Raw genomic sequence first — 22,738 nt, 5'->3', positions numbered from 1 at the left:
TTTCTTTCTATTTTGCAAAAATAACCTAAGTAGGCCAGGGCTTATTTGAATTGTTTAGAAAAACGACTATCACCAAGGTAAAAACCACGAATATCATTAATACCATAGCGGAGCATGGCAATGCGTTCTTGTCCTAAACCAAAGGCAAAGCCAGAATAGCTCTTTGCATCAACACCGGACATTTCTAAGACCCGAGGGTGCACCATTCCTGCTCCTAGGATTTCAATCCAACCTGTTTTTTTGCAGACATTACAGCCCTTGCCCCCACATTTAAAGCAAGAGACATCCACTTCGACTGATGGTTCTGTAAATGGAAAATAAGAAGGCCGTAAGCGAATCTTGCGATCTGCTCCAAACATTTTTTGAATAATCAACTCCAAGGTGCCTTTTAGGTCAGCCATTGAGATAGCTTTGCCCACCACTAACCCTTCAATTTGATGAAATTGATGAGAGTGTGTCGCATCATCTGTATCGCGGCGAAAAACTCGGCCTGGCGAAATCATTTTCAAAGGCCCTTTTGTAAAATCATGTTGATCCAAGGTCCTTGCCTGCACCGGAGAAGTATGTGTTCTAAGAAGGATTTCTTCAGTAATATAAAAGGTATCTTGCATATCACGCGCTGGGTGTCCCTTAGGCAGGTTCATGCGCTCAAAGTTATAGTAATCTTGCTCTACCTCAGAGCCATCAATAATTTGAAAGCCCATCCCTAAAAAAATATCTTCAATTTCTTCACTAATTTGAGTTAAAATATGGCGGTGTCCACTGGCTATCTGACGGCCAGGCAAGGTGACATCTAGGCTTTCAAGTTCTAACTGGGCCTGGATTTTTGCTGCCGCAACAACCTGAGCTTGTGCCTCAAACGCAGCCGTCAGCACATCACGAACCTGATTGACCTGCTTGCCGACAAGAGGACGCCTATCACTTGGTAAATCCTTCAAACCTTTTAGTAACTCAGTCAAGTTGCCCTTTTTCCCTAAAACAGCCACCTTTAACTCCTGCAATTCCTTTGATTGATCGCCAACCATTGCTTGCAGCTCTTTTAAGGTTTGCGTTTTTAGCTTTTCTAATTGTGCTTGTAAATCCATAATAACCCTTCCTTGTTGGTAAGAAAAAACGTGCCTCAGCTCCATTCACCTTCGGAGCGTTGACACGCGGTACCATCCGTTTTTATCTGAGTAGTCAGACCTTAATTGGCTTGTCTTATGCGTGAGTGAATTCCTAATGCTTTGCTTAAGAAGGCTTTCAGTCTATGGCCTTCAGTCCCTGATAAGTTCCCTATTAGTACTAGTCTCACCGACAACTATTTAATTAACACTAGTGTATCAAAATTTTCTGATTTTGACAACGACGACTTTTTAGCCACAGCTAGACAAAAGCTGCGCAGACAGCGTTCGCTACTGGGCAGGTGATTGTTATGGGCTACTTTTTGCTGAGGCTAATCTGGCCACTATAGTAATCAACCTCTAGGCCTTTTTGCACATTAGGGACAAAGACGTTAAATTCTAACGAGCCATCGGCAGCTTTGGCTTCAATATGGCTGCCGCGCGCCAGCAATTCTTCCCCCTGATAAATCAGTGTTACTCTATAACGCACCCGGTGATGCTGGTCCAAAGCTCGACGAACGAGTGATTCATAGTAGTTTTGTCCCGTCGAATCAGCGGCGTTTGCTTGATTAGCCCAAGCAAGCTGTGTGGCGATGTTTTGGGGATTACTGGTTGAGGCATCAAAGCCTTTTAGACCACCAACCAAGGCATAAGCCAAGACATGACCCCGATCAACAGCATGGTCGTAGGTCCCAGGTAAATGGTGCAATTGGTGCCACCCTGCTGGCTGAAAGGTGGTATAGCCCTGGCCGAGTTTCTGACGATTTTGGTATTGGCGCGTCTGTTTGCTTAAAAGGGCATTGCCTTGTGTTGGAACGAGGCGACCTTGTACGTGTTTTGTCTGGTTAACAGCATAGACCTTACTACGCACACTAGCATCTAGATTAGTCCGGTTTTGATTGATAATAAAGGCTCCTGCGCCATTCCAAGTAATAGCAGAGCCCAGTTGTTTTCGTACCTGCGGGGTTAAGACCGAACTTGCTAAAGCTTTTGAAGGGCGAGCTGGATTAGCTGAATCACCAAAAGATGCACCAGGCAAGGGCTGCTTAACCAACTGATGGTAAAGATTTGTAAAAAGCTCTTCTTGATCTTTTTGGCCACTTAGAGCTAAATAGCCAAAGCAAAGCATTACTAAAATCACTAATAGCAGATTAATCTGCTTTGGGTGAAAAGGTTTTTTTGACATGGTTCCTCCAAAGAAAAAGTAGGCCAGAGCCTACTTCCCAGTAAATTTGTGAACTAATTCTGCCCATTTAGCCAGTGATAAGATTGATGTCACATGCTGTCCATCGCCAATCACACCATAGCCAATCATTAGACCAACTGCTAAAAATAAGACAGCAAGCAAAGCGACAAGAAAGATAAGGGATAACTGCTTTAGGACATATTGCCAACCTGTTCTCATTGATTAGTCCTCACTAATACGTTCGATATTAGCACCTAATTGTGCCAACTTTTGATGAAAATGGTAGTAACCGCGATCTAAGTGTGATAGCTTGGTGACCGTTGTGGTGCCCTTTGCGACCATGCCCGTCAAAATCAGCGCTGCACTAGCCCGCAAATCCGTAGACATAACTGGGGCGCCTTGGAGTTCCTTACCACCATGAATCATAGCAGTATCCCGCAAAATCTCTGAATGTAATCCCATCCGGCGCATCTCTTCCAAATGTTGGAAACGGTTCTCAAAAACAGTCTCAATCATGGTAGATTCCCCCTTAACTACCGCCATCAAGGCCGTAAACTGGGCCTGCATGTCCGTTGGAAAACCTGGATGGGGCATGGTTTTGACGGTAACTGGTTTTAAACTAGCTGTATCAGCTTGTACACGGATACCCCGTGCTTCTTCGGTGACTAAAACCCCCATCTCCAATAATTTGGAAATTAAGGGACGATTATGTTCCCAGACAGCATCTCTAATCAAAACATCACCAGAGGTCATTGCAGCAGCTACCATGAAGGTACCCGCTTCAATGCGGTCTTGGACCACATCGTGTTCTGTCCCGTGGAGCTGTTCCACACCCCTGATAGTTAAGGTTTCGGTGCCTGCTCCCTTGACACTAGCGCCCATTTTGTTGAGCAGCTGAGCTAAATCGACGATTTCTGGTTCTCTTGCTGCATTTTCAATGACAGTTGTTCCTTGCGCTAAGGTAGCAGCCATCATCAGGTTTTGTGTTGCTCCGACTGAAGGAAAATCCAAGTAAATGGTTGCCCCCTTTAAACGATCAGCTGAAGCTGTAATATCCCCGCCCGTCTGACTGATTTGAGCACCCATTGCTTCTAGTCCCTTGAGGTGAAGATCAATCGGGCGACTGCCAATGGTACAACCACCCGGCATTGAGACCTTAGCGTGGCCATTTCTGGCAAGTATTGGCCCTAAAACCACAATAGAAGCCCGCATTTGGCTTACATACTCATACGGAGCAACGTCCAAAATATCACGAGAAGCATCCACTGTTATTTCATTTTGCTCTTCATCAAATGTAACGGCAATGTCAAGCCCCCGAACTACATTATTCATGGTATAAACATCTGATAAAATCGGAACATTCCGCAGTATTGTTGTACCTTGTGATGGTAAAATTGTCGCTGCTAATAAAGGTAGCACTGCATTTTTTGCCCCTTCAATGACGACTTCACCTTTTAGCTGGGTTTGACCACCTTCAATAATAATCTTATCCACCCGATAACTCCATTCTTTTTTCCAATCCTATAATAGAAATTATATCATATTTCTTGATTTGGCACCCTGTCTTGACCTTAAAACAGAGTATGTCCCATCTGGACGAGCTCTAAGATAAAGTGGCTAACAAGATAACCTAAAACAATAGCCAGGAAAAAAATAAAGAGTTTGAGTTTACCAAGATTCTCTGGAAGACGACGAATAAAGCGCGACCAATCAAAGAGACTCATCAGTAATTGGTAAGAAATCGCAATAAAAAGCAAATGACAGGATAATATTAATAATTGATTCAGATAATTCATAACTCTATTATAGCAAATTCCAATTAGTTTAAACAGCTAAAAAAGAGTCTTTCACAAGACCCCATTTTATTTATTACCAACATTAATTCGGTTAAGGGCACGGCGCAATGCCACCTTAGCCCGACGAACGTCATCAATGTTATGTGTTGATTCCCCTTGCGCAATTACACGTTCTGCTCGTAATTTTGCTCGCTCTGCACGGCTTACGTCAATATCACGATCACGCTCAGCAGAATCCGCTACAATAGTAACTTTGTTATTTTTTACCTCAATAATCCCACCATTGATAGCAATCCAGTCAACCTTATCTGATTCACCAACACGGCGAATTTTCATTTCATGAATCGTGAGTGGTGCAATCAAGTTGATATGTTCTGGCAAAACTCCCATCTCTCCTTCAGGCGTTTCAACCGAAATAAAAGTTGCATGGTGATCATACTTAATACCATCAGGTGTTACTACTTGAACAGTCATTTGGGTCATGGCATCACCTCACTAAAAGCCCATTTTTTTGGCTTTTTCGAGAACATCATCAATGCCACCAACCATACGAAAGGCGTCTTCGGGAATCTCATCATGTTTACCATCAAGAATTTCCTTAAAGCCACGTACTGTATCTTCAATAGAAACATAGGAACCGGGTTGTCCGGTAAATGTTTCGGCAACGTTAAAGTTTTGTGACAAGAAGAACTGAATACGGCGTGCTCGGCCTACCAAGGTTTTTTCTTCATCAGACAATTCATCCATACCAAGGATGGCGATGATGTCTTGTAATTCGCGGTAGCGTTGAAGAACACGTTGAACTTCTGTTGCTACTGCATAATGCTCTTGTCCAACAATTTCAGGTGTTAAGGCCCGAGAACTTGAGGCTAATGGGTCAACAGCAGGGTAAATCCCCATTTGCGTCAATTTACGTTCAAGGTTAGTTGTTGAATCCAAGTGCGCAAAGGCAGTAGCTGGCGCTGGGTCAGTATAGTCATCGGCTGGCACGTAGATGGCTTGGATGGAAGTAACAGAACCTTTTTTCGTAGAGGTAATGCGTTCTTGCAATTGCCCCATTTCAGTACCAAGAGTTGGTTGGTAACCAACGGCTGATGGCATCCGTCCTAGGAGGGCTGACACTTCAGAGCCGGCTTGAGTGAAGCGAAAGATATTGTCAATAAAGAGCAAAACATCTTGTCCTTCGACATCACGGAAATATTCGGCAATGGTCAGTCCAGTAAGGGCAACCCGCATCCGTGCTCCAGGTGGCTCATTCATTTGACCAAAGACCATGGCTGTTTTTTCAATAACGCCTGATTCTTTCATCTCCCAGTAAAGGTCATTTCCTTCACGTGTTCGTTCCCCAACACCGGTAAAAACAGAAATACCTCCGTGTTCTTGCGCGATGTTATGGATCAGTTCTTGAATCAAAACGGTTTTACCAACTCCGGCACCACCAAACAAACCAACTTTTCCCCCTTTTAAGTAAGGGGCAAGTAAGTCAATAACTTTAATTCCTGTTTCAAGAATTTCTGAAGCAGTTGATAGTTCATCAAAAGCGGGAGCTTTTTTATGAATAGGTTCGCGAAGCGCTTCTTGGTCAAATGGCTTTTCAAGGTCAATGGTATTCCCCAAAACATTGAAAACCCGCCCTAGCGTTTCTTTACCTACTGGCACGCTAATTGGCCGGCCGGTATCAAGAACTTCTAAGCCCCGTGTAAGCCCATCAGTTGATTCCATAGCGATAGTTCGAACCATCCCGTCCCCAAGTTCAAGAGCAACTTCAAGAACGATTTTTTGTTGTTTATCACTATCTTTATAAACTATCAATGCATTATTAATCTCTGGTAGTGCATCGCCACTTGCAAACACAACGTCTACAACCGGACCAACTACCTGAGCAATTTTGCCTGAGCTCATTTATTTCTCCTTCATATCAATTTTGCAAAGAATATGATAACTAAGCTTCTATCATTATCCCTTTAGGTAACTCATCTCTTGTGATAAGTTTTTTATAACTAGTGCCTTTTTTAAGTGCTTACCGTCACATTAGTCAAGTGCATTTGCTCCCGCTACAATTTCGGTAATTTCTTGCGTAATAGCTGCTTGACGCGCTCGGTTATATTGAATAGTCAAATCATTAATGACACTTGTGGCATTATCCGTTGCAGTTTGCATCGCTGTCATACCGGCTGCATGCTCAGCCGTTTTGGCATCGATGATTGCCCCATAAATCAAGCTTTCAGTAAACTGAGGCAATAACTGATCAAGGATAAGGTCTTTATCTGGTTCCAATTCAAAGCCTGTCACACCCGTTTTTGTTGCTTCTTCGGCAACTAAGTCAGAGATGGGCAACATGCGTTGAACCCGAACTTGACTGGTCAAGCTATTAACATGGTGATTATAGCAGACATACAATTCATCAAACAGTTCGTTTTGATACATTTCAACAGAGTGGGTAATAATTCGTCGAACATCTTCAAAACTTGGTTGATCCTGTAAACCACGTAATTCAAAAGAAACATTCATTCCTCGTGCCTTAAAGAAATCAGAACCAATACTGCCAATTGAGATGATGGCATAATCATCTGCAGCATGATATTCTGCAATCATATCCATAACAGCTTTTAAAATCTTGGAATTATAACCACCGACTAGGCCCTTATCAGAAGTAATGACAATATAGCCTGTTTTTTTAACTGGACGTGAGGCCAACATTGGGTTATCAGTGCCAGAGTTAAGCTCTGATTTCAATAAGTCCGTTGTGATTTGACGAATTTTCGAAGCGTAAATTTGAAAATCGCGGGCGGCTTGCTCGGATTTTACAAGTTTAGCTGAAGAAACCATCCGCATGGCACTAGTTATTTTACTTGTTTTCTCTGTTGAATTAATTTTAGCTTTAATTTCACTTAGAGAGCCTGCCATACTAGAATCCTCCCTTATTCTTTAAAGTTAGATTGATCTTTAAATGCTTCAATAGCAGCCTTAAGGTCATCCTCATTAGGAAGATCTTTTGTTGAACGAATGGTCTCAAAGAGATCTTGATAGTGGGCATCAAAGTAATCATAGAGTGCTTCTTCAAAAGCAAGAATATCATTGACTGGCACATCATCCAAATAGCCATGTGTCAAAGCATAGAGAATGACTACTTGCTTTTCAACCGGTAGCGGTTTATGCAAGGGTTGTTTCAAAATTTCCACTGTTCGACGACCGCGGTTGAGTTTTGCTTGCGTTGCCGCATCAAGATCAGAACCAAATTGGGTAAAGGCTTCTAACTCACGGTAGGAAGCAAGGTCCAAACGCAGGGTCCCGGCCACTTTTTTCATGGCCTTGATTTGGGCTGAACCACCAACCCGCGATACAGATGATCCTGCATCAATCGCTGGACGGATCCCTGAGTTGAAGAGATTTTCTTGCAAGAAGATTTGCCCATCGGTGATGGAGATAACGTTGGTTGCGATATAAGCCGAAATATCACCTGCTTGGGTTTCGATAAATGGCAGCGCTGTGATGGAGCCACCACCTAGGTCATCTGATAACTTAGCAGAACGTTCTAACAGACGGCTATGAAGGTAGAATACATCCCCAGGATAAGCTTCACGACCTGGTGGACGACGAAGCAAGAGTGATAATTCACGATAAGCAACAGCTTGTTTAGATAGGTCATCATAAACAATCAAAACATGCTTGCCATTGTACATAAACTCTTCGGCCATCGCCACACCTGCATAAGGAGCAATAAAGAGCAAGGGCGATGGTTGTGAAGCAGATGCTGTCACCACAATGGTATAATCAAGGGCACCATACTTACGTAATGTTTCGACTTGAGTGCGGACTGTCGATTCTTTTTGGCCAATTGCCACGTAGATACAAATCATATCTTGACCCTTTTGGTTCAAAATTGTATCAATCGCAACGGACGTTTTACCTGTTTGCCGGTCACCGATGATTAATTCGCGTTGGCCACGACCAATCGGAACCAAGGCATCAATGGCTTTTAAACCTGTTTGCAAAGGCTCAAAAACGGATTTACGTTGCATAACCCCTGGTGCTGGATTTTCCACTGGTCTAAAACCGCTAGTTTTAATGTCACCAAGACCATCAACTGGTTGACCAAGCGGATTGACCACCCGCCCAATAAGTGCCTCACCAACTGGTACTTCCATGATTTTGCCGGTACGCTTGACAACATCACCTTCGCGGATTTCGTAGAAATCTCCTAGAATGATTATCCCAATGTCATTGGTTTCTAGGTTTTGGGCCATGCCATATGTACCATTTGCAAATTCAAGGAGTTCACCGCTCATGGCATTGTCAAGTCCACGAGCACGAGCAATCCCATCACCGATATAGGTGACAACACCAGTTTCTGTGACATCGAAATTTGGCTGGAAGTTTTCAATTTGCTTTTTGATTAAAGCGCTAATTTCTTGTGCATTAATTGCCAAAAGTCACACCACTTTCTATACTAATTTGGATTTAAATTCTTGTAATTGACCACGAATGCTGGTATCAATTACTTTATTATTGACACTAACGATAAAACCACCGACAATGGCAGGATTAATGTCTTCAATAATTTTAGCGGCTTTAACGCCAACTTTTTTCTCAACGATTGTACGGATTCGATCCTTTTGTTGGTCTGTTAAAGGGACGGTTGTCGTCACCTTGACCTCGAATTCATTTAATAGCTGAGCGATTTTAAAAGAACTAGCCTTTAATATAGAATATAAGAGGGCTTGACGTTGATTTTGTATAATGACATCAAGAAAATTATTCATATATGTTGAGCTTGAGTCTTTTAATAATCGAAGGATTTCTTCTTTATATTCTTGTGAAACAGCAAAGCTGCCTAGTACCTCATCCAAATCTGTTTGCTCAAATACTTGAATCAAAGCAGCAAGGTCTGTCTGCAATTGATCAAGCATTTGATGCTCATAATAGACTTCAACAAGGCTCTTTGCATACTGTTCAACAAGAGCTTGTTCTTTTTTAGTCATTAAGCTTCTCCTAGATCATCAAGGTAACGATCAATGAGCTGACTTTGCGCTTCTTTATCTAAATGAGCGCCCATGATACGTTCAGCTAATGTGACGGTTAAATCAGACATTTCAGCCTTGACACTTGAGATGGCTTCTGTTTTGCTTTGAGCAATATCAGCTTGCGCCTTGTCTTTTAAGTGGCTTGCTTCTTCTCTTGCTTCATCAATGAGCTTATCACCTTGTGCTTGACCGATTTCTTTGGCATCAGTGATAATTTTGCTGGCGTCTTCTTTGGCACCAGCCAACTCCGTTTGACGTTTTTGCTCTAACTGCTCAGCTTTTTGACGGGCTTCTTCAGCTCCGTCAATATCTTTGGCGATTTTTTCGGCACGCGCAGCAAAGATACCTGTAATTTGTTTCCATGCAAAAAGTCTGATGAGAACAAGTAAAAGGATGAATGAGCCAGTAGCAATAATGATATTACCTAAACTTGTACTATTAATGAGTAATGACATCTGTAACTACCTCCTTTCTTATTCTTCCTCATGATTAACTTTCTTACCAATATAACTTGATGATAGTAAGACGAATACATAGGCTTGAATGGCTGAAATAAAGATTGAAAAGGCAACCCAGATGACATTAATAATAAAGGCAACTGGAGCCGCAAAAACACTAACGTGTGCAAAACGCAGTAACAAATCAAGCACAATTTCGCCCGCATAGATATTACCAAATAGCCGAAGGGTTAAGGAGATGACACTCGTAAACTCTTCGAGGATATTCATCGGTAGCATAATTGGCACAGGTTCAATGTATTCTTTTAAGTACCCTTTAATGCCAGATTTGCGAATCCCTTCAAAATGAACAATCACTGCAACTAAAAGAGCTAGACCGAAGTCAGCTGCCGCATTAGCTGTAGGAGATGTCCAAAGATTGTATTCACCAATCTCAAGCTTGGTCATAAGACCAATGTTATTGGCAATTAGGACAAAGAAGAAAAGGCTGAAAGTGAGGAGGCTATAATTACGATTATATTTTCCTAAATTTTCTTTGGTGATTCCTTGGACAAATTCAAAAAACCATTCTAAGACATTTTGTTTCCCTTTTGGTTTGATAGTCATATTCCGACTGGCCCAAAAAATAAAGCCAAAAGCAATGACAACGGTCAAAAGAGACATGGCAAGAATAGTTAAGTCAAATGTAATGCCAAAGATTTGCACTGTTGGATTCATTAATTTTTCCAACCTTACCCCTCCTTTTCTATATTAACTAATCGGCAACAATTAGTTAACGAAGAAAGTAGAAGCAAGTAGTACGAAGAAAGTCCCTTCGATAAAGGCAACACCTAGGATTAATAATGATTGTAATTTAGAAAACATCTCTGGTTGACGAGCAGCCGATTTAGCAACATTGGCAACCATGATACCTTCACCAATACTTACGCCCAAAACAGCAATACCGAGTGCTAAAATTTTTAAATTCAACATTTGAATTCTCCTTATAAATTTTTTTACCCTGCTATTCTATTCCTTAAATAGCAGAATGTCAACCGAAATTCGTAATTGGATTCGCTTTCTTAAACCAAAATTTACCTATTATATATGTTCTTATTTATTATGGTTAATAGATGCAAAAAGTGGCAATAAATTCTTAAAAGCCTGACCATTCTTGATGATTAATAGCAGATTAAGCCTAAATCCCATGAGCAAAAAACGGCCCAAAGCCGTCTTTGTTTCAGAAAAAAAGCAGTTCTAAGTAAGGAACGAGTTCTCACAAGATAGTATGGTAGAGCTCAAGATAGGCCTGGCTAGCCGTATCCCAAGAAAAGTCCCGTTTCATAGCATGTTCTTGTAGGATAGCCCAGTCATCTGGTTTATTGGTGTAAACTTCAAGTGCCATTTGAAGGGTTTTAGTTAGCCAATAACCGTCAAATCGCTCAAAGCCAAAGCCTGTTCCACTATGATCAAACTGATTATAGGCTTCTACGGTATCTTTGAGGCCACCGATTTGGTGGACAATTGGCAAAGAACCATAGCGCATAGCCATCATCTGCGACAAGCCACACGGCTCAAAAGCACTAGGCATCAAAAAGATGTCACTAGCAGCATAGATGTTTTGCGCCAGCGATAAGTCAAAGGTAATATGAGCTGACATCTTTTTTGCATAAACTTGACTAAACCAAGCAAAGGAATGCTCGTAGTCAGGATCACCTGTGCCAAGCACCACTAATTGGACATCGTGCTTGAGAATATGGTCGAGTTCTTGGACCACCAGATCAAAGCCTTTTTGCTTGGTCAAGCGTGAAACAATCCCAATCACAGGCACTTCGGGCCGTTGAGGCAGTCCCAGACGTTCTTGCAGGGCTTGCTTATTTTTAGCTTTGCCACTTAAATCAGCAACCGTATAATGATAGGGAATCAGGTTATCTGTTTCGGGATTAAAGAGTTCTGTATCAATACCGTTGAGAATCCCTGAGAGTTTACCTGCCTCCATGCGCATCAGCTGATCTAAGCCTTTACCAAAGGCTGGGGTTCTTATTTCCTTGGCATATGTGGGAGAGACCGTTGTTACCTGATCGGCGTACAATACCCCTGCTTTCATCCAATTGAGGCAGTCATGCCAGCGTAGAGTGCCATCAAGGTAACGTTCATTTCCGACACCAAACAAATCCCCCAGCATGCCTGGATCAAATTGGCCTTGAAATTCAATATTATGAATAGTAAAGACCGTTTTGATCGACCGATAGGCAGAAAGCCAATGGTACTTTTCACGCAAAAGGTAGGGAATCATCGCCGTATGATAATCATGCACATGTAAAATGTCAGGGATAAAGCCGATACGCTCCATGCTCTCAAGAGCTGCTAACTGAAAGAAAGCATAGCGTTCACCATCATCCCAATCACCATAGACATGCCCTCTGAAAAAATAATATTGATTATCAATGAAATAAAAACTGACACCCTCTTTAATGATTTTTTTAAGGCCGACATATTGGCGTCGCCAACCGACTTGGATGTCAAAGGACAAGACATCTTCCACTTGGTCGTGGTAGTTGTAATCAACCATATCATAGTAGGGCAAGATGACCGCAACTTCCTGACCGTGCTTAACCAAGGACTTAGGTAAAGCACCAATCACATCACCTAAGCCACCTGTCTTAGCAAAAGGTGCTCCTTCTGCGGCTACAAATAATACTTTCATTTTATAATATCCTCTGTTACATGTGTACCTTTTGGAATAACCAGCGGTTTTTCCTTTGTTCCGCGAATGGTCACACCATTATCAACCTCAACTAACTTATCAATAATCGCATACTCAATGGTTGTTCCAATACCAATTCTTACCTTGGGAGCTATAATACTATTTGCCACTTTAGTATTGACATCAATATAGCAATTACGAGAGACAATTGAATGGTCTACATGGCCCTTGATAATACTGCCTGAGGCAAACTGGGAATTATTAACATAGGATTCCTCAGCAAAATAAGTGGCTTCTTCATTTTTAATGCGCGTGTAAATACGCTGGTTAGCATACAACAAAGCATAGAACTTATCTGGCTCTAGCATATCCATATTAGCATCATAATAGGATTTTGCTGAGTGGATATTGGCTAGATAGCCCGTATATTCAAAAGCCAGGGCACCTTCACTAATGGTTAAGTCACGCAACAGATAACGCAGATTCGCCGGATTCTCCTTGCTAGCTTCTTTTTCCATTTGCTCAATGAGCCAGGGCGTGTTAACAATATAGATACCTGTGGACATTTTTTCGTAGGCAGTTGGTGCAAAAGCCCTACTCTTACCACGAACTATATCCCTTGTTTCATCAATGTCTAAAATATCATTGACATCAGTAATCAGCTCTTTTGGTGTTTTTTTATAAACAACCGTGATTTGCCGTTGATTGGCCTGATGCAACTGAATCACTTGTTCCAATTCTATATTACAGATAATATCACAGCTCATATAAATGGTTTGGTCAGAGCCAGAGCGTTTTAAGTAGGTTAAGATTTGATCGTAATAATCAGCATCTGCTTCAACAGATGTACCTTTGGAACGATAAAAACCTAGAAAAGAATGGCTAAGCAGGGTATTTAAGCCCCATTCGCGGCCACTACGTACATGGTCAAAGACCGAACGGATATTCTCTCCGCGGAAAATGCCATAAATATTGCGAACACCCGCATTCGCCAAACTAGAGAGGTGAAAATCAATCAAGCGAAATTTACCATCAAAAGGTAGGTTAGCAAGCGGGCGTGAATCAGTCAGACCTTCCATTTCATCATAGCTCATGGCGCTGCCTAGTATGGCGGAATATTTGTCAATTTTCATTTGTAACCCCCACTACTTCCTTATAACCAATAACCTGGATTTGATCGGTCCCATCAATGACGACATTATCGCCAATTTTAGCACCTTCACCAATGATCGCTCGCTTAATTACTGCTCCTTCACCAATCGTGACATTGCTCATAATAAAGGAATCGCTCACCTGCGCATGCTGTTTCACCTGAACATTCGCTGATAGTATCGAATGGTCAATTTGACCCGAAATATAGCAGCCATCTACAACCAAAGAATCATTGACTTGGGCTCCTTGCGCAATAAAATTGGGTGGTGCAATATGGTTACGTGAATACATTTTCCATGAGCGATCGCGGCTATGGAGTTCATTATCTTCACCGATATATTCCATATTAGCTTCCCAGAGAGATTCGATGGTTCCGACATCCTTCCAGTAGCCCGCAAATTCATAAGCATAGACCCGCTCACCAGAGTTTAAGTAAGTTGGAATGACATGCTTACCAAAATCAGACATGTCCAAATTGTTCTTTTCAGCATCCACTAACATGCTACGGAGGCGCTGCCAACTAAATATGTAGATCCCCATTGATGCCTTAGTTGATTTAGGCTGCGCTGGTTTTTCTTCAAATTCGACAATTCGGTTATGGCTATCAGTGTTCATAATGCCAAAACGACTAGCATCTTTTAGAGGAACATCTAACACTGCCACAGTAAGACTAGCCTTATTAGCCTTATGGCTTTGCAGCATTTCGTCGTAATCCATTTTATAAATATGGTCGCCCGATAAAATCAAGACATACTCTGGATTGACACTGTCAATATAGTCAATATTTTGATAGATGGCATGACTGGTCCCCTGAAACCATTTATTACCCTCGGTTGCTGAATAAGGTTGCAAAATTGTGACACCAGCATCAATGCCATCCATCCCCCAGGAGGAACCGTTACCAATGTGGTTATTGAGCAAGAGCGGCTGGTATTGGGTAATCACACCAACATTTTGGATGCCTGAGTTGGCACAATTTGACAAGGCAAAATCAATAATCCGATAACGCCCACCAAATTGCACTGCAGGTTTTGCTATCGTTTGCGTTAGTTTACCAAGCCGGGTGCCTTGGCCACCGGCTAGTATCAAGGCTAACATTTCCTTTTTCATAAGCAGATCTCTCCCCTTCTACTTTTTACGACGTTTGATTTTCCAAATACTTGCCCCAAGTGCTGGCAATGTGAAACTAAGGGTTTGCTGGTAGTCTTTCCATGGTTGTGTGAGCGTAGCCGTCTGTGGATTATGCTCTTGCCAGACGCCGCCAAATTGTACCATTTCAGTATTAAAAACTTCTTCATATATCCCTTTTTGAGGGACGCCAATCGTAAAATTTCTGCGCTCAACAGGTGTCATATTAAAGACACATAATAACAAGTCTCCCTTGTCATTTTTGCGGCAAAAACTTAGAACGCTTTCTGAGGCATTATCAGCATCAATGATTTCAATACCATCATAATTGTGATCATTTTGCCATAACATATTATGGTCACGGTAGAATTGATTTAGGGTGGCAGTAAAACCAAGCATCTTCTTATTTAGCTCGTCGTCTAAATTTTGCCATTCAAGTTGATCATCGTATTTCCATTCCAAAAATTGGCCAAACTCTGAACCCATAAAAAGTAATTTTTTGCCTGGATGACAGACCTGATATGTTAGTAAATTGCGAAGCCCGGCAAATTGATTGTAGCGATCACCCCACATTTTATGCATAAGACTCTTCTTACCATGGACAACTTCGTCATGAGAAAATGGTAAAATGTAATGTTCCTTAAAGCAATACATAAAACTAAAAGTGAGAAGATTAAAATCAAATTGGCGATGAATGGGATCTTCAGCATAAAACCGTAAAATATCATTCATCCAGCCCATATTCCACTTATAATCAAAACCTAGCCCATTTTTTTCGATAGGATGGGTAATAGGCACGTATGACGTTGCCTCTTCTGCGACCAGCATGACATCAGGATAGAGGTCATGGATGGTCTGTGTCAGTCGCTTTAAAAATGCAATTGCTTCTAAATTTTCATTGCCACCATAGATGTTAGGTTGCCAGGGTCCTTGATCGTAGTCAAGGTAGAGCATATTACTAACCGCATCAACGCGCAAGCCATCTATATGGTAATGTTCAATCCAAAATAAGGCGCTAGAAAGTAAGAAAGACTGAACTTGGTTTTTACCAAGATCAAAATTCAGAGCACCCCAGCCCACATTCCTGGCTCGGTCAGGATCTTGATACTCAAAGGTTGGCGTGCCATCAAAGTAAGCAAGGGCATCATCGTTTTGTGTAAAGTGACCAGGCACCCAGTCAACCAAAACGCCGATGTTGTTGAGATGGCATTCTTCAACGAAAGCTTGAAAGTCCTCTGCTTGGCCAAAGGTTGCTTCAAAAGCAAAGTAACCCATCAACTGATAACCCCAGCTCATCCCAAGAGGATGAGCCATTAGAGGCATGAACTCAACATGCGTATAGTTCATCTTCTTGAGATAGGGAATTAAGTGTGCTTGAAGTCGTTTCATATCATAAGGCTGGCCTGCCGAATCCATCCGCCAAGAATTAGCGTGCACTTCATAAATGGAAACCGGCCGGTTCTTATGACCAAAGCGTTTTCTGCGCGCCATCCACAAACCATCACGCCATTTTTTCTTAGCTAGGTCCTTGACCACGGCAGCTGTACCGGGACGCTGTTCAAAGGCAAAAGCTAGCGGATCAATTTTTTCGACCCATTGGCCGCTCTGACGCTTGACCAAATATTTATAGAGTTGACCTGGGACTGCCTTGGTAGTGAAAACTTCCCACACACCAGCTTCGTTTCGGATCATTGGTAACTTATGAGCCATCCAGGCGGTAAAGTCACCAATAAGATAGACTTCTTTGGCATGTGGCGCCCATACCCTAAAGACATAGCCCGTCTGGGTATCACGCTGGCTGCGATGGACCCCCAAGTATTCTTGCACACGGATGTTCTCACCAGTGCCAAAGGTATATAAAGCTAGCTCGTCATTCATTTCCTGCTACCTTTCCTTGTGAATTTTTTCGTTAAAAAGAAACAAAAATAACCTGAAAACTCAGGTCATTTTGGTATGTCAAGGATCACCACTGACAATTCATTCATTAGAGAATCTGAAAATTGAAAGCGCTTATCGTTACTTTCAATTATAGCATAGTTGGTCTCTTTCAGCAAACGTTTACGATTATTGGTGAAAATAATTTTAAGCTTCTGCTTATCTTCAACCGTAAAGCTGATAAAACCGCTATTTGGCTTAGCTGATTCAATGTAAACATGCTGCCTAATCTCTGAAAATGTAGGATATGAAAAATAGGGTGATTTCGTTTTCAATGCGAGCAGTTTTTTTACAAATGCAATGGTTGGTTGCTCACGGCTTACATAATCCCAATTAATTTGATTGACGTCATCAGAAGCATTATAAGAATTCATGGCCCGTTCTTGATCTTCTTGAGTTAGCTTTTGGCCTAAACCAGTCGGATATAGCTTGGTTCTTAAAAATTCTTGGCCAATTTGCATAAAAGCTATCCCCTGCATCAAAAGATTAATAGCAGTTGCTACTTGTACACGCTGGCGGTGGGTATCGTCACTGTCTTTAGGATGCAAAGCCCATAAAAGATCGTTAAGATTGTAATTGTCGTGTGCTTCAACATAGTTTATTATCTGACTAGGTCTTTGGTAGGTGCCTATTTCATCACTACCTAGGAGGGCTTTGGCAAGAAGGCCTTCGCTGGCTAGACCCGACACAAAGCCTTTTTCTAGCGAGCCATAAACTTCTGCTCCCTTAATAGCATTTCGTTCATCATCATTAAAAAAGCCAATCCCTGGCAGTTGATCAGCGTTACGCTTGATTGCTTTTTGCTGTGACGGCAGACCATTTCCCATATCCCAGCCCTCACCATAGATCAGAATCCGTGGGTCAACAGCATCAACTGCTGCTCGGATACGCTGCATGGTCTCTACATCATGTAAGCCCATTAGATCAAAGCGAAAACCATCAATATTATATTCTTGCAACCAGTAAAGAACCGAATCAATCATATACTTGCGAAACATCTCTTTTTCACTAGCTGTTTCATTGCCACAACCAGAACCATTTTGAAAGCTACCATCTGGGTTCATTCGGTAGTAATAATCCGGAACAGTTAGTTGAAAAGCAGAATCCTTATTAGAAAAAGTATGATTATAAACCACATCCATAACAACGTTTAGACCAGCATTGTGATAAGCTTGGATAACTTCTTTTAATTCCTTGATTCGGGTTGCTGGCTGGTCAGGATTGGTCGTAAAACTAGCGTCAGGCACATTATAATTTTCAGGATCATAGCCCCAGTTGTAGTTATACTGGCCGCTGTGGTCAAAGGTGTGATGGTGGTCAAATACTGGCTGCAATTGAATATGCGTAATACCAAGTGTTTTAACATAATCAAAGCAGGTGCTATCTCCAAAGCGGTTTTTAGTGCCAGTTTCAATCAAGCCCTTAAACTTACCGCGATGTTTAGCAGAAACACCTGAACTCACTGATTGGGAAAAGTCGCGCACATGCATCTCATAAATAACAGCCTGGTTCGGATTCTCTAAGCGCCAGCTAGCGGCCTGACCATGCCTTACTTGAAACCCCTTAGGCACTAGCTCAGCTTGGGCAACCACTACTGAGCGTTGACCGTTGGCCGTCGTAGCAATTGTATACGGATCACGAGAATCAGCAAATGTCCGTTTGCGATAATAGATGCGATAACAATAGGCCTGATAATTATAATCGCCTTCAAGTTTTAAAAACCAGACACCATGAGTATTCTTACGATGGTCATTCGGGTCACTGACACTGCCACGGCCCATTTCTAAAACCGCCGAGACACTAGCATGTGCAGCCGTTGAATGATACAAAATCAATTGAACCCTTTCTGCCGTAGGCGCCCACAAGCGAAAAGAAGTTTCAAATGGAGAATAGCGAAAACCTAACCAGCCATCAAACCCCCATTTTTTGTCAAAAGCTTGGCTGTTAGTTGCCATATCATAGGCATCACGTTTGCGCCTCTTGTAGTGTTTGCTTGCTACTGCCGCCTGACGTGAATAATAAACCCTAGCATCCCCATCAACAAGCCAGACCTCAGTTTTAGGCAGGCCCTCGGTTCGCTGGATAGCATAATCCCCCGTCTGGCTTTGCCAAAACTGTTCTTTAACGATGACGTAAACTTGGTTTAGAAAATAAGGAGCATCATAAGCTAGGCAGGCAACTGCCCCAAAGCTGTCATAGCGTGAAAAAGAGGCCTCTTGACCTGCCTGACCATCTTGCCACTGCCATAGATTGTGCTTAAAATAATTTCCGCTGGGAGTGTGGTAATGTACAATAACAGTATTTTTCATTGCTCAGCCCATTGATTGCCCTGCTCTTCTAAATCTTCGACTTCATGGGCAAATTTCTTAGCAAAATCATCCAGTTCTGCCTCTTTGGGATTAATAGTATAGGCATCATCAGAAATCAAATCAGTATCAGCAAAGAACGTAATATGATTTTTTAAGTTTTGCAAAACAATCGGAGCATCACCACCGTACTCACCATCCAAGTTAATCATCATGCGTTCATTGTTTTGAGGCTCAATAATCACTTTTTTTGTTTTAATATACTCAACACGGCGATCCTTGATGTGCTTTCCGCCATCTATTACCAGTCGCAACAAATGCACAATTTCAAATAAATTAGCTGTTTTCACCAATATTAAAGTGAATTTGCCATCGTCTAGTTTTGCGTCTGGAGCAATCTGTTCAAAACCACCCACAGAGTTAGTAATAGCCGCAAAAATCATTGAGACCTCGCCTTCAAAAACACCCTTATCATGGGTGATTTTAACCGGTACATTTGTCACGCGAGGCAATAGCTCAACACCCTTTGCGAGATAAGCCAGGTAGCCAAACATCGTTTTTAACTGGCTGGGCACGCTGTAAGTCAACTCCGTTAAGCTACCCGCGGCAGCAATATTAATAAAATAATGGTCTTCTCGAGCTTGGCCAATATCCATCTTGATCAGTTGGTTTTTACCAATGATTTCAGCAGCTTTAAGCGGATTGCCACGAGGGATCTTCAAGGCCCGCGCAAAGTCGTTAGTTGTCCCCGTAGGAATAACAGCGATCTTTGGTCGGCGCTTTAAGGGAGCAACGCCGCTTACAACTTCGTTAATCGTTCCATCACCACCAGCAGCGATGATAAGATCAAAGCCGGCCTGACTAGCCCGTCTAGCCTCGTTTAGGGCCGAATGTTTTTGAGCTGTTGTTTGAAAAGCTGAGGTCTCATAACCAAAGCCTTCAATAATATTTAAGACATCAGCCACATTTTTTTTCATCATTTCTTGACCAGATGTCGGATTATAAATGAGACGAGCTCTCATTTGTTTTTTCATGTTTATACCTCACTACTACAATTGACGGAGCCAATCTTCATCTTGTATCTCAATACCAAGCTTGAGAGCTTTATCTAATTTTGAGCCGGCATCACTACCTGCAATCACTAAATCCGTTTTCTTAGACACACTAGAAGTGACCTTAGCTCCTAAGGCTTCTAATTTGTCTTTGGCTTCTATCCTGGTTAACTGTTCTAATTTTCCCGTCAAAACGACCGTCATGCCAAAGAGCTGTGCCGTTTTATCTAATTTTTTCCCAAGATAGTCAAGATTAACACCAGCCACACGGAGTTCATTTACCAGCAGATGCACTTCTTCCTTAGCAAAATAACGAACTAAAGAATCGGCAATCACACTCCCTAGGCCATTAATAGCGGCAATCGTCTCCCGCTTAGCTTGCATCAAATGCGGCAGTGTTTCAAACTCTTCGAGCAAAAGACGGCTAGCTTTCGCACCGACATGCCGAATACCCAAACCAAACAAGAGTTTATCAGCCGAATTAGCTTTCGAAGCGGCAATAGCAGCTAATAATTTGTCCGCTGACTTTTCTTGTACCCCATCTAGGGCTAGTAAATCAGCCTGGGTTATATGATAAATATCAGCCACATCTTGAATTAAATTTGCAGCAAAAAGCTTATCAACCATCGCTGGACCCAAGCCAGCAATGTTCATAGCATTGCGGCTGGCAAAATGTTCCAAACCACGCTTTACAAGACTCGGACACAAAGGATTAATACAGCGTAAGGCCACCTCTTCTTCAAGATGAACAAGCTCACTGTGACACGATGGACACAGCGTGGGGATGACTAATGGTTCTTGGTGGCTGCGCTTATCTGCCACCACGCGCAAAACGGCAGGGATAATATCACCAGCTTTATAGACCACAACCGTATCACCCAGCCGAATGTCCTTTTCGGCAATGTAATCAACATTATGAAGAGTGGCTCGACTGACTGTTGTTCCGGCCAACTGCACAGGGCTTAAATTAGCTGTAGGGGTGACCACGCCAGTACGGCCAACAGTCCAATCAACCGAGAGAATTTTAGCTTCTTTTTCTTCAGCAGGAAACTTATAGGCAATGGCCCAGCGTGGGGCTTTAACTGTAAAGCCAAGCTCTTCTTGCATGGCTAGGCTATCAACCTTAACCACAATGCCATCAATCTCATAAGAGAGCTGTTCACGCTCCGTTTCGATGGTTTGAATAAAGTTCCAAATGACTGCCATATCACCCGATGCTTGGCGCGTAGGGTTGACAGAAAAACCCAGCTCATGTAGCTTTTCTAGCACAGCTGTTTGACTGCTTGCTTGGCTTGGGCTAGCTTCTTGATATAAAAAGGTGCCTAATTGGCGTTTAGCTACCACTGAGGTGTCCAACTGCCGCAAGGTCCCAGCGGCAGCATTACGCGGATTAGCGAATTCTGTTTCACCATTTTCGTGCCGCTCTTGATTAATCAACATAAAAGAATGCCTGGGCATGTAGGCTTCTCCTCGAACGGTAATATCAATGGGTTTGTTTAACTGCCTAGGAATGTCTTTGACCTGTTTGAGGTTTTCTGTGATATTTTCACCCACACTCCCATCACCACGCGTAGCTCCAGTCACTAATTTACCTTGCTCATAGCTTAGGGAGATGGATAAACCATCAATCTTTAATTCAGCAACATATGTGGCATTAGGAAACTCTGTTTTAATCCGGCGATCAAAAGCTAGTAATTCCTCGTGCGAAAAGGCATCTTGAAGGCTATATAAGGGATAAGGATGTTGGTATTTTTCAAATCCTTTGAGAATTTGCCCGCCAACAGCCTGTGTGGGACTATCTTTTTGGACCCATTCGGGGTAGCTAGCTTCTAGATGTACTAATTCTTGATACAAGCGATCATACTCAGCATCAGACACCGAAGGGTTGTCATTTGTATAGTATTCGTGACGATAACGATTTAGTAATGCGGTTAACTCTTTTATTCGTTTTTCCATATCTTTATTTTATCATAAAAGTAACCTTTTGCATGGCTGGCCGCTACTGAATTCCTTAAAAGCTTAGCAGGAAAATGTCTAAGCGGTGCGACTCTTGCTCGCTAGGGGACTTATGCTAGCAAGACCAGACTTTGCTTACTAGTTTTGAGCCTAGCTAAAAAAGACCGGATCAAATCCAGTCTTTGCCAAAATCAGTTCTTGTTTAGCGACAGCTCTACTTCGTGAAGTCAATCCGCTTGGCCATCTTGTCAATGATAATCGAGCCAAGCAAAAGCGAAGCCAATTCACCCACCGCCGTGGTAAACCAGGTCAATAAGAATGGGGCATTAAAAAAGCTTAATTCAATAGCGACGGTAATCATGGATGCTGCAAAAAATAGGGAAAAGTAACAAAAGGCCTTGTTTAAAAAACCATGAAAGAAATAGTCCTTTTGATAGCGTTTGAAAAGCCAAACACCCAAGCTCACAATGACTAAGGTTGATCCACCACCAACGAAAACATCAATTAAGCCAAAACTGTAAAGGTTAGCAATCATGCAACCAATCGTTACTGCATAGATGTATTTCTTATTATAGAAGGCTAAAAAATTCAACATTTCCGAAACGCGAAATTGGTACATGCCATAAGAAATAGCATTGAGGGGTGGGGTAATGGTCAAAACCACATAAAGGGCAGCAACCAAAGCTATGTGAACATAATCACGAACAGTATAATGTGTCATTGTATCTCCTTTGACGTACGACACATCCCTTTTATGGGATGAGTGACGTGTGTAATATGCTTGGTGAAAGGGAATAAGCACCAAGGGTTGCCAGGCAACGCCCCTATTATATCACGCTTGTGCTCTTTTCGGATAGTCCTTTTAGACTTTTTCTTATTTTAAATAGCTGTTTAGGGGTTCGTTTTTCATTTGCGATACTGGCTAACCACAGGTAAAATAGCAGGCTAGACGGCTA

General features: G+C 42.2%; 21 protein-coding genes and 1 riboswitch. All 21 genes read right to left on the bottom strand.

Translation table 11 applies throughout. The annotated features are described in order from the left end of the window. Positions 1-41 precede the first annotated feature (41 nt). Positions 42-1,085, bottom strand: coding sequence for a phenylalanine--tRNA ligase subunit alpha (gene pheS, locus K5J94_RS05935; RefSeq protein WP_221912619.1), 1,044 nt, complete (start codon positions 1,083-1,085; stop codon positions 42-44). Positions 1,086-1,419: 334 nt separating this feature from the next. After that, positions 1,420-2,289 carry a DNA/RNA non-specific endonuclease gene (locus K5J94_RS05930; RefSeq protein ID WP_221912618.1) on the bottom strand — a complete coding sequence of 290 codons (870 nt, stop codon included), beginning with the start codon at positions 2,287-2,289 and terminating at the stop codon, positions 1,420-1,422. A 30-nt stretch (positions 2,290-2,319) separates the two neighbouring features. After that, a complete protein-coding gene (locus tag K5J94_RS05925) occupies positions 2,320-2,508 on the bottom strand; it encodes a DNA-directed RNA polymerase subunit beta (RefSeq protein WP_159544175.1) in 189 nt (62 codons plus the stop codon). A 3-nt stretch (positions 2,509-2,511) separates the two neighbouring features. After that, positions 2,512-3,783, bottom strand: coding sequence for a UDP-N-acetylglucosamine 1-carboxyvinyltransferase (gene murA, locus K5J94_RS05920; RefSeq protein WP_159544177.1), 1,272 nt, complete (start codon positions 3,781-3,783; stop codon positions 2,512-2,514). Between the two features lie 77 nt (positions 3,784-3,860). After that, positions 3,861-4,085, bottom strand: a complete 225-nt coding sequence (locus tag K5J94_RS05915; RefSeq protein WP_159544179.1) for a DUF1146 family protein — start codon at positions 4,083-4,085, stop codon at positions 3,861-3,863. 66 nt (positions 4,086-4,151) lie between these two features. Continuing rightward, positions 4,152-4,568 carry a F0F1 ATP synthase subunit epsilon gene (locus K5J94_RS05910; protein ID WP_159544181.1) on the bottom strand — a complete coding sequence of 139 codons (417 nt, stop codon included), beginning with the start codon at positions 4,566-4,568 and terminating at the stop codon, positions 4,152-4,154. 12 nt (positions 4,569-4,580) lie between these two features. Continuing rightward, complete coding sequence (gene atpD, locus K5J94_RS05905) at positions 4,581-5,987, bottom strand: F0F1 ATP synthase subunit beta (protein WP_159544183.1); 1,407 nt, start codon at positions 5,985-5,987, stop codon at positions 4,581-4,583. A 129-nt stretch (positions 5,988-6,116) separates the two neighbouring features. After that, positions 6,117-6,992 carry a F0F1 ATP synthase subunit gamma gene (locus tag K5J94_RS05900; protein ID WP_159544185.1) on the bottom strand — a complete coding sequence of 292 codons (876 nt, stop codon included), beginning with the start codon at positions 6,990-6,992 and terminating at the stop codon, positions 6,117-6,119. 14 nt (positions 6,993-7,006) lie between these two features. Then, positions 7,007-8,515 carry a F0F1 ATP synthase subunit alpha gene (atpA, locus tag K5J94_RS05895; RefSeq protein WP_159544187.1) on the bottom strand — a complete coding sequence of 503 codons (1,509 nt, stop codon included), beginning with the start codon at positions 8,513-8,515 and terminating at the stop codon, positions 7,007-7,009. A 15-nt stretch (positions 8,516-8,530) separates the two neighbouring features. Further along, positions 8,531-9,067, bottom strand: coding sequence for a F0F1 ATP synthase subunit delta (locus tag K5J94_RS05890; protein ID WP_221912617.1), 537 nt, complete (start codon positions 9,065-9,067; stop codon positions 8,531-8,533). After that, positions 9,067-9,564, bottom strand: a complete 498-nt coding sequence (atpF, locus tag K5J94_RS05885; protein ID WP_221912616.1) for a F0F1 ATP synthase subunit B — start codon at positions 9,562-9,564, stop codon at positions 9,067-9,069. The genes K5J94_RS05890 and atpF overlap by 1 nt, the downstream gene beginning before the upstream one ends. A gap of 18 nt (positions 9,565-9,582) precedes the next feature. Beyond that, a complete protein-coding gene (gene atpB / locus K5J94_RS05880; RefSeq protein ID WP_159544193.1) occupies positions 9,583-10,296 on the bottom strand; it encodes a F0F1 ATP synthase subunit A in 714 nt (237 codons plus the stop codon). Positions 10,297-10,335: 39 nt separating this feature from the next. Next, positions 10,336-10,539 (bottom strand): F0F1 ATP synthase subunit C, encoded by a 204-nt coding sequence (locus K5J94_RS05875; RefSeq protein ID WP_159544195.1) that lies wholly within the window; start codon positions 10,537-10,539, stop codon positions 10,336-10,338. A 283-nt stretch (positions 10,540-10,822) separates the two neighbouring features. Next, positions 10,823-12,253, bottom strand: coding sequence for a glycogen synthase GlgA (gene glgA, locus K5J94_RS05870; RefSeq protein ID WP_159564052.1), 1,431 nt, complete (start codon positions 12,251-12,253; stop codon positions 10,823-10,825). After that, positions 12,250-13,386 carry a glucose-1-phosphate adenylyltransferase subunit GlgD gene (gene glgD / locus K5J94_RS05865; protein ID WP_159564053.1) on the bottom strand — a complete coding sequence of 379 codons (1,137 nt, stop codon included), beginning with the start codon at positions 13,384-13,386 and terminating at the stop codon, positions 12,250-12,252. The genes glgA and glgD overlap by 4 nt, the downstream gene beginning before the upstream one ends. Further along, a complete protein-coding gene (locus tag K5J94_RS05860) occupies positions 13,376-14,515 on the bottom strand; it encodes a glucose-1-phosphate adenylyltransferase (RefSeq protein WP_221912615.1) in 1,140 nt (379 codons plus the stop codon). The genes glgD and K5J94_RS05860 overlap by 11 nt, the downstream gene beginning before the upstream one ends. Positions 14,516-14,533: 18 nt before the next feature. Further along, positions 14,534-16,411: a 1,4-alpha-glucan branching protein GlgB gene (gene glgB, locus K5J94_RS05855; protein ID WP_159564055.1), complete on the bottom strand. Its 1,878-nt coding sequence runs from the start codon at positions 16,409-16,411 to the stop codon at positions 14,534-14,536. 65 nt (positions 16,412-16,476) lie between these two features. After that, positions 16,477-18,777 (bottom strand): type I pullulanase, encoded by a 2,301-nt coding sequence (pulA, locus tag K5J94_RS05850; protein ID WP_221912614.1) that lies wholly within the window; start codon positions 18,775-18,777, stop codon positions 16,477-16,479. Further along, positions 18,774-19,808, bottom strand: a complete 1,035-nt coding sequence (locus K5J94_RS05845; protein WP_159544207.1) for a diacylglycerol kinase family lipid kinase — start codon at positions 19,806-19,808, stop codon at positions 18,774-18,776. The genes pulA and K5J94_RS05845 overlap by 4 nt, the downstream gene beginning before the upstream one ends. 15 nt (positions 19,809-19,823) lie before the next feature. Beyond that, complete coding sequence (ligA, locus tag K5J94_RS05840) at positions 19,824-21,782, bottom strand: NAD-dependent DNA ligase LigA (RefSeq protein ID WP_159564057.1); 1,959 nt, start codon at positions 21,780-21,782, stop codon at positions 19,824-19,826. A 214-nt stretch (positions 21,783-21,996) separates the two neighbouring features. Continuing rightward, on the bottom strand, positions 21,997-22,503 hold the full coding sequence (locus tag K5J94_RS05835; protein ID WP_221912613.1) for a QueT transporter family protein: 507 nt from the start codon (positions 22,501-22,503) through the stop codon (positions 21,997-21,999). Then, positions 22,501-22,619, bottom strand: a riboswitch (PreQ1 riboswitch). Its footprint overlaps the gene before it by 3 nt. Between the last annotated feature and the right edge of the window lie 119 nt (positions 22,620-22,738).

It is taken from the genome of Streptococcus halichoeri (assembly GCF_019774635.1).
Lineage (GTDB): Bacteria > Bacillota > Bacilli > Lactobacillales > Streptococcaceae > Streptococcus > Streptococcus halichoeri.
This window is presented reverse-complemented; position numbering and strand designations above follow the sequence as displayed.

Coding starts and splice junctions, on each gene's coding strand:
- pheS (WP_221912619.1), bottom strand. CDS start 1,085: ATGGATTTACAAGCACAATTAGAAAAGCTAAAAACGCAAACCTTAAAA.
- K5J94_RS05930 (WP_221912618.1), bottom strand. CDS start 2,289: ATGTCAAAAAAACCTTTTCACCCAAAGCAGATTAATCTGCTATTAGTG.
- K5J94_RS05925 (WP_159544175.1), bottom strand. CDS start 2,508: ATGAGAACAGGTTGGCAATATGTCCTAAAGCAGTTATCCCTTATCTTT.
- K5J94_RS05915 (WP_159544179.1), bottom strand. CDS start 4,085: ATGAATTATCTGAATCAATTATTAATATTATCCTGTCATTTGCTTTTT.
- K5J94_RS05910 (WP_159544181.1), bottom strand. CDS start 4,568: ATGACCCAAATGACTGTTCAAGTAGTAACACCTGATGGTATTAAGTAT.
- atpD (WP_159544183.1), bottom strand. CDS start 5,987: ATGAGCTCAGGCAAAATTGCTCAGGTAGTTGGTCCGGTTGTAGACGTT.
- K5J94_RS05900 (WP_159544185.1), bottom strand. CDS start 6,992: ATGGCAGGCTCTCTAAGTGAAATTAAAGCTAAAATTAATTCAACAGAG.
- K5J94_RS05890 (WP_221912617.1), bottom strand. CDS start 9,067: ATGACTAAAAAAGAACAAGCTCTTGTTGAACAGTATGCAAAGAGCCTT.
- atpF (WP_221912616.1), bottom strand. CDS start 9,564: ATGTCATTACTCATTAATAGTACAAGTTTAGGTAATATCATTATTGCT.
- K5J94_RS05875 (WP_159544195.1), bottom strand. CDS start 10,539: ATGTTGAATTTAAAAATTTTAGCACTCGGTATTGCTGTTTTGGGCGTA.
- glgA (WP_159564052.1), bottom strand. CDS start 12,253: ATGAAAGTATTATTTGTAGCCGCAGAAGGAGCACCTTTTGCTAAGACA.
- glgD (WP_159564053.1), bottom strand. CDS start 13,386: ATGAAAATTGACAAATATTCCGCCATACTAGGCAGCGCCATGAGCTAT.
- K5J94_RS05860 (WP_221912615.1), bottom strand. CDS start 14,515: ATGAAAAAGGAAATGTTAGCCTTGATACTAGCCGGTGGCCAAGGCACC.
- glgB (WP_159564055.1), bottom strand. CDS start 16,411: ATGAATGACGAGCTAGCTTTATATACCTTTGGCACTGGTGAGAACATC.
- pulA (WP_221912614.1), bottom strand. CDS start 18,777: ATGAAAAATACTGTTATTGTACATTACCACACTCCCAGCGGAAATTAT.
- K5J94_RS05845 (WP_159544207.1), bottom strand. CDS start 19,808: ATGAAAAAACAAATGAGAGCTCGTCTCATTTATAATCCGACATCTGGT.
- ligA (WP_159564057.1), bottom strand. CDS start 21,782: ATGGAAAAACGAATAAAAGAGTTAACCGCATTACTAAATCGTTATCGT.
- K5J94_RS05835 (WP_221912613.1), bottom strand. CDS start 22,503: ATGACACATTATACTGTTCGTGATTATGTTCACATAGCTTTGGTTGCT.